Raw genomic sequence first — 5,008 nt, 5'->3', positions numbered from 1 at the left:
CACGGCGTTATGCGCACTTCGCCTTGACAGTCGATGATCTTCCCGCCGTCTACGAGAAGGCACGAGCGCGCGGCTGCTTGGACGGAGAGACGTTCGCCCACCACCTCGTCCAGCTCCCGAACGGGAATGTCCAACTCTATGTCCGTGACCCGGCTGGCAATTTGATCGAGGTCGATTGGCCCGACATCGCGTCACTCCCCGCGGAACTGCAGGCCCAGTGCGTCCGACTCGAGGACCGGTACCCGCAGAGCGCCTGGAATCGCCAGGCCACGTTGTTCCTCGAGCCGGTCGGCTCGCGCTCCTGAGGACGGTTTCGCCCGCGGCGTCCACGTTGCGACGACGCGACAGCCGTCTCACCGAACGGACAGCGAGTCGACGTCCGGTGTCCTAGATCCACTCTCAACGAACTTGACGCAGGCTCGGTCGCAGCCGCGTCCGCGATCGTCACTGCCCGTGTCGCAGGATCCGGTCGGCAAACCTGGTCACGTGCGCGTTTCATCGCCGGTGACCGAACGACACTGCGGCTTCCCTCGCTGGTCGATCGCTGGGCACAGCTTGCAGGCACGCGCGCTACAGCTCCACCCAGCCGAAGCTCCGCTCGACCGCCTTCTTCCAGCCTCGGTAGAGCGCGTCACGCTGTTCTGCCCCCATGTGCGGATGCCAGCGCTTGGCCTCTTTCCAGTATTGGGCGATCTCCTGCTCGTTCGCCCAGTAGCCGACCGCCAGTCCGGCTGCGTACGCCGCGCCGAGCGAGGTCGTCTCCGTGACGACCGGCCGGACCACTGGTACGTTCAGAATATCCGCCTGGAACTGCATCAAGAGTTCGTTTTGCACCATGCCGCCATCGACGCGCAGCTCTGCCAGCTGGATCCCCGAGTCGGCGACCATCGCATCGACCACGTCGCGCGTCTGGTAGGCCGTCGCCTCCAGCGCTGCCCGCGCGACGTGACCCCGCGTGACGAAGCGGGTCAAACCGACGATCACGCCGCGCGCATCAGCTCGCCAGTACGGCGCAAAGGCTCCGGAGAAGAAGGGGACGAAGTAGATACCACCATTGTCTTCGACCGAGCGTGCGAGTTCTTCGACCTCAGCCGACTGGCTGATCAGACCCAAGTTGTCGCGCAGCCACTGAACGAGCGCGCCGGTAATCGCGATCGATCCCTCCAGCGCATACACGCAGGGACCATCCCCGAACCGGTACGCGACCGTCGTCAGCAAGCCGTACTTGGAGGGGACGATTTCGGTTCCCGTATTGAGCAAGAGGAAGCAACCGGTGCCGTAGGTATTCTTGGCCATGCCTGGCTGCAGTCCCGCTTGCCCGACGAGCGCAGCTTGCTGGTCACCCAGATCACCACACACCGGTACCCGCGCGCCGAGCGGACCGTCGTCGACCGTATACCCATAGGCGTTCGGATCGGACGACGGGCGGATAGCCGGCAACATCTGGCGCGGAATGTGCAGGGTACCGAGTATTTCGTCGTCCCAGTCTAGGGTCCGGAGGTTCATCAGCATGGTCCGGCTGGCATTGGAGACGTCGGTGACATGGGCGCCACCATTCGGACCACCGGTCAACCACCAGATCAGCCAGGTATCGATATTCCCGAAAAGAGCGAGGCCCTTCTCGGCGTCAGCGCGGATCTGCGGATGAGTCTCCAAGAGCCAACGCAGCTTGGGGCCGGAGAAGTACGTGCTGATCGGCAACCCCGTTCGCTCGCGGAACAGCGGACCGTAGCCCTCGCGCTCCAGCTGGGCGCAGAGTTGATCGGTGCGAGTATCCTGCCAGACGACCGCGTTACAGTACGGTTGGCCAGTCTCTCGGTTCCAGACGACCGTCGTCTCGCGCTGATTGGTGATACCGATCGCCGCGATCGCATTGCCGTTGAGCCCCGCGCGCTCGAGCGCGGTCCGGACCACCTGTTGGGTCCGTTCCCAGATCTCCAGCGGGTCGTGTTCGACCCAGCCGGGCTGTGGATAGAGCTGCTGATGTTCGCGCTGATCGATCGCGATGACGTTGCTCGCGCGATCGAAGATCATCGCCCGCGTACTCGTCGTCCCTTGGTCGATCGCCAACACGAAGCGAGTCATGACTGCCCCTCTTTGCGATTTCTCCGGACGCCCGTCGCTCACGCCAGAGTGATCTGGAACAGTAGGGGAGCCCCACCAGAAGTGGTCCCACGTCGGTCACCAGTTCCTGGGGCAAGATCGCCCGAACACCGAAAACGCGCATCTCCGCGCCGATGATTTCAGTGACCAGATACCTATGGATAGTCGCTGTTGGCTCGCGCAGTCGAGAACGCTGCCCACTCGAACCCGGCACCATCGATCACCGTCGACTGAGACAGCCAGGCGAGCCGGACCAGCACCGCAGCGAGGAATACCTCGACGGACGAACCGATGATATGGTGTGGGCGCCACTACGGGTGGACTGCCCGGCAATGGCCAAAGCGAGCGTGACGACAGGAACGAGAGATGTCCCGCTGATGCGTCCAATCACCAGAGCCCCAACGACGAGGGTACATGCTCACCACCTATGATCGCGTTCCAGAGAGAGTCTCGGGTCTTCGAGCGAACCAGCGAGACAGCTGCGACGAAACCCTTCTCAGCAGGATCAGGCAGGATGAGCGTTCCCAGGAGTTTCCCGAGAAGTCCGTCCACCGGAACCCTCCCTTTCCCCCTTTTCGACTCCGTCGAACGGCGCTCGACCGCTTCCCGACCGTGATCCTCGAATCGGCCATCGCTCTCTTACGATCGGGCACGTAGGCTACGGAAGCGAGACGGGACCAGGCTCGAGACGCGTCGCGATACCGTGCTCAGCACCACAGGACCGTAGGACACGCCGTCGGTACCGCTCGACTTCACGTTGCCGCTGCTCTGCCGACCATCCGAGTTCCTGCGCCATCAGCTCACTGACCTGCTCGGCGACGCGCAGGCCATGATCCCAGTCCAAGAACAGCATGAACGTGCGGCGCTCGAGCACGTCATCGACATGGCAAGCTTGCTCGTACCGACAGGCATGAACGACTTCAGCCCACAAATACGGTAGACCGTTCACCATCGGTCGAGCGAGTCGGTGGTCTCCTGCCGCGATGTCGAGGACAGTGTGCGCTGCCGCGCCGTAACCGCGCAGCAGCCATGGGACATGCGCCTCGAGCCCCATCTCGCGCGTCCGCGCCGCCACCGTCTCGACGACCTGCTTCCAGTCCCGGCGACGAGCCAGAGGAAGCTGGGTAGTCACATGCCGGGTCGGTCGCCCCAACCGACGCTCCACCGCATCGACCGTTTCCTCAGCCATGGCACGGAACGTCGTGAGCTTCCCTCCTAGGATCGAGATCAACCCATTGGCGTGCTCGATGAGCTCGTGCGATCTGGACAATCGCGCCGTCGTTTCCACGAGTCCGCGCCGGATCAGGGGACGGTAGCCCGCATACACGCTGATCACGTCGGCCCGCGTCAACGTGGTCTCGAAATAGCGATTGGCATGGTCGAGCAGATAGTCGATATCCGCGTCGGTCGCAACTGGAGACTCTAGCGGCCCCGATCCCGTGTCGGTCGTCCCGAGAATCGCCACGTCACCGTACGGCCGATACGGCACAACGAACAACAGCCGCCCATCGTCGGTTTCCGGAAGCACCACTGCCACATCTTTCAGACCGACCCGTTCGCTCGGGAGAATCAGGTGCACTCCTTTACTCGGGACGATGTGGACCAGCGGTGGTTCACCGGTCAGACGCTCCGATTCCTCGCCCCAAATCCCGGTCGCGTTCACGAACACCTTGGCGCGCACCAGCAGGTCCTCGGCGTTTACCTCGTCGCGCACCCAGGCCGCCGCCAACCGCCCACCTGCTTTCTCGAAGCCGACCACGCGCGCGTAGTTGACGATCACCGCACCCCGCTCGGCTGCCGATGCCAAGACATCGAGGACGAGTCGAGCGTCTTCAGTACGCGCGTCGCAGTACGAGTACGCTGCGACGAGATCCTGCGTACGGAGAGAGGTTGCCCACTGAGTGATTTGGGCACGCGGGACACTGCGATGCCGTCCGATATTGAGATGCCCAGCGAGGATGTCGTAGACCGCGAGGCCAGCGCGGACGAGCGAGACCTGCAAAACCGCTTGTCGCGGTAGCCAGGAAATCCCGAGCGGCCGACGATTGAACCGGTACAAAGGGAGGAGAAACGGCAACGGCTCGACGAGGAGTGGAGCATTGGCGAGGAGTCGTCCTCGTTCGATCAGTGCCTCGCGAACCAACCCGATCTCGAACTGGGGCAGGTAGCGAATACCTCCATGCACCAGCTTGGTCGACCAGCGGCTGGTCCCCCCAGCAAAATCACGCCCCTCGACGAGTGCAGCCCGTAATCCCCTCGCGGCCGCATCGAATGCGACACCAGCTCCAGTGATTCCGCCACCGATGACCAGGACATCGAACTCCTGCTCACACAGGAGAGCGATCGACTCTTCACGACACAGAAGCACGGTAGACTCACCTTTTGCCTCTTGTCTTGCGCTTTTCCCAAACCATCCTATCAGAACTTCCCTACCGGGTTGTCCGATGTTGTCCGATCTCGTGCACGTTTGGGGGAAACGATCACTGTCCGCATTCGAGCGTGGTCAGGGAGGGCTCACGGGGATGGGTCCGAGTCAACGTGCTGACCATCTTCCACTCACCAGCCTCCCGGCCAGCGCTGCTCGTCAGCTGACATTCCGTGTCGCTGCGTAACCTGCAGCTTCGCTCATGCTCGGTTATGCTTCCGCCAGCAGGGAACGTTGCCGCAATGCCAGCATGACCGGAAGGGCGGGCAACGATGGTCAGCCTCGCGCTCCCTACCGAAGCGAGCGACGCCGCGATCGTCGCGGAGGGAGTCTCTCGCATCTTCGGTCCGCTGCGGGCGATCGACCGCCTGACAGTCGTGATTCCCCGTGGGGTGATTTACGGTCTCCTCGGGCCGAGTGGATCCGGCAAGACGACGTTTCTCCGCATGGTGGTCGGTGCGCTGCGCCCCAGTGAGGGGC

At 63.2% G+C, this 5,008-nt stretch carries 5 protein-coding genes; 2 read left to right on the top strand and 3 right to left on the bottom strand.

The features are described 5' to 3' along the window. Positions 1 to 305 (top strand): VOC family protein (locus ACWIVK_RS10690; protein WP_448576675.1); only part of this gene is annotated, 305 nt, incomplete at its 5' end. Between the two features lie 265 nt (positions 306 to 570). Here ACWIVK_RS10690 and glpK read toward each other — a convergent pair. The 3 genes from glpK to ACWIVK_RS10675 all read right to left on the bottom strand — a co-directional run bounded on the left by glpK (position 571) and on the right by ACWIVK_RS10675 (position 4,471). Further along, on the bottom strand, positions 571 to 2,085 hold the full coding sequence (gene glpK, locus ACWIVK_RS10685) for a glycerol kinase GlpK (RefSeq protein ID WP_448576674.1): 1,515 nt from the start codon (positions 2,083 to 2,085) through the stop codon (positions 571 to 573). A 405-nt stretch (positions 2,086 to 2,490) separates the two neighbouring features. Beyond that, positions 2,491 to 2,655, bottom strand: coding sequence for a hypothetical protein (locus tag ACWIVK_RS10680; protein ID WP_448576673.1), 165 nt, complete (start codon positions 2,653 to 2,655; stop codon positions 2,491 to 2,493). A gap of 106 nt (positions 2,656 to 2,761) precedes the next feature. After that, entirely contained in the window at positions 2,762 to 4,471 is a 1,710-nt protein-coding gene (locus tag ACWIVK_RS10675; protein WP_448576672.1) for a glycerol-3-phosphate dehydrogenase/oxidase, read from the bottom strand. Positions 4,472 to 4,800: 329 nt separating this feature from the next. Between ACWIVK_RS10675 and ACWIVK_RS10670 the strand changes: the two genes are divergently transcribed. Then, positions 4,801 to 5,008 (top strand): ATP-binding cassette domain-containing protein (locus ACWIVK_RS10670; RefSeq protein WP_448576671.1); only part of this gene is annotated, 208 nt, incomplete at its 3' end.

The organism is Thermomicrobium sp. (assembly GCF_053493975.1).
The sequence above is the reverse complement of the archived record's forward strand: the minus strand, read 5'-3'. Positions and strand labels throughout refer to the sequence as shown.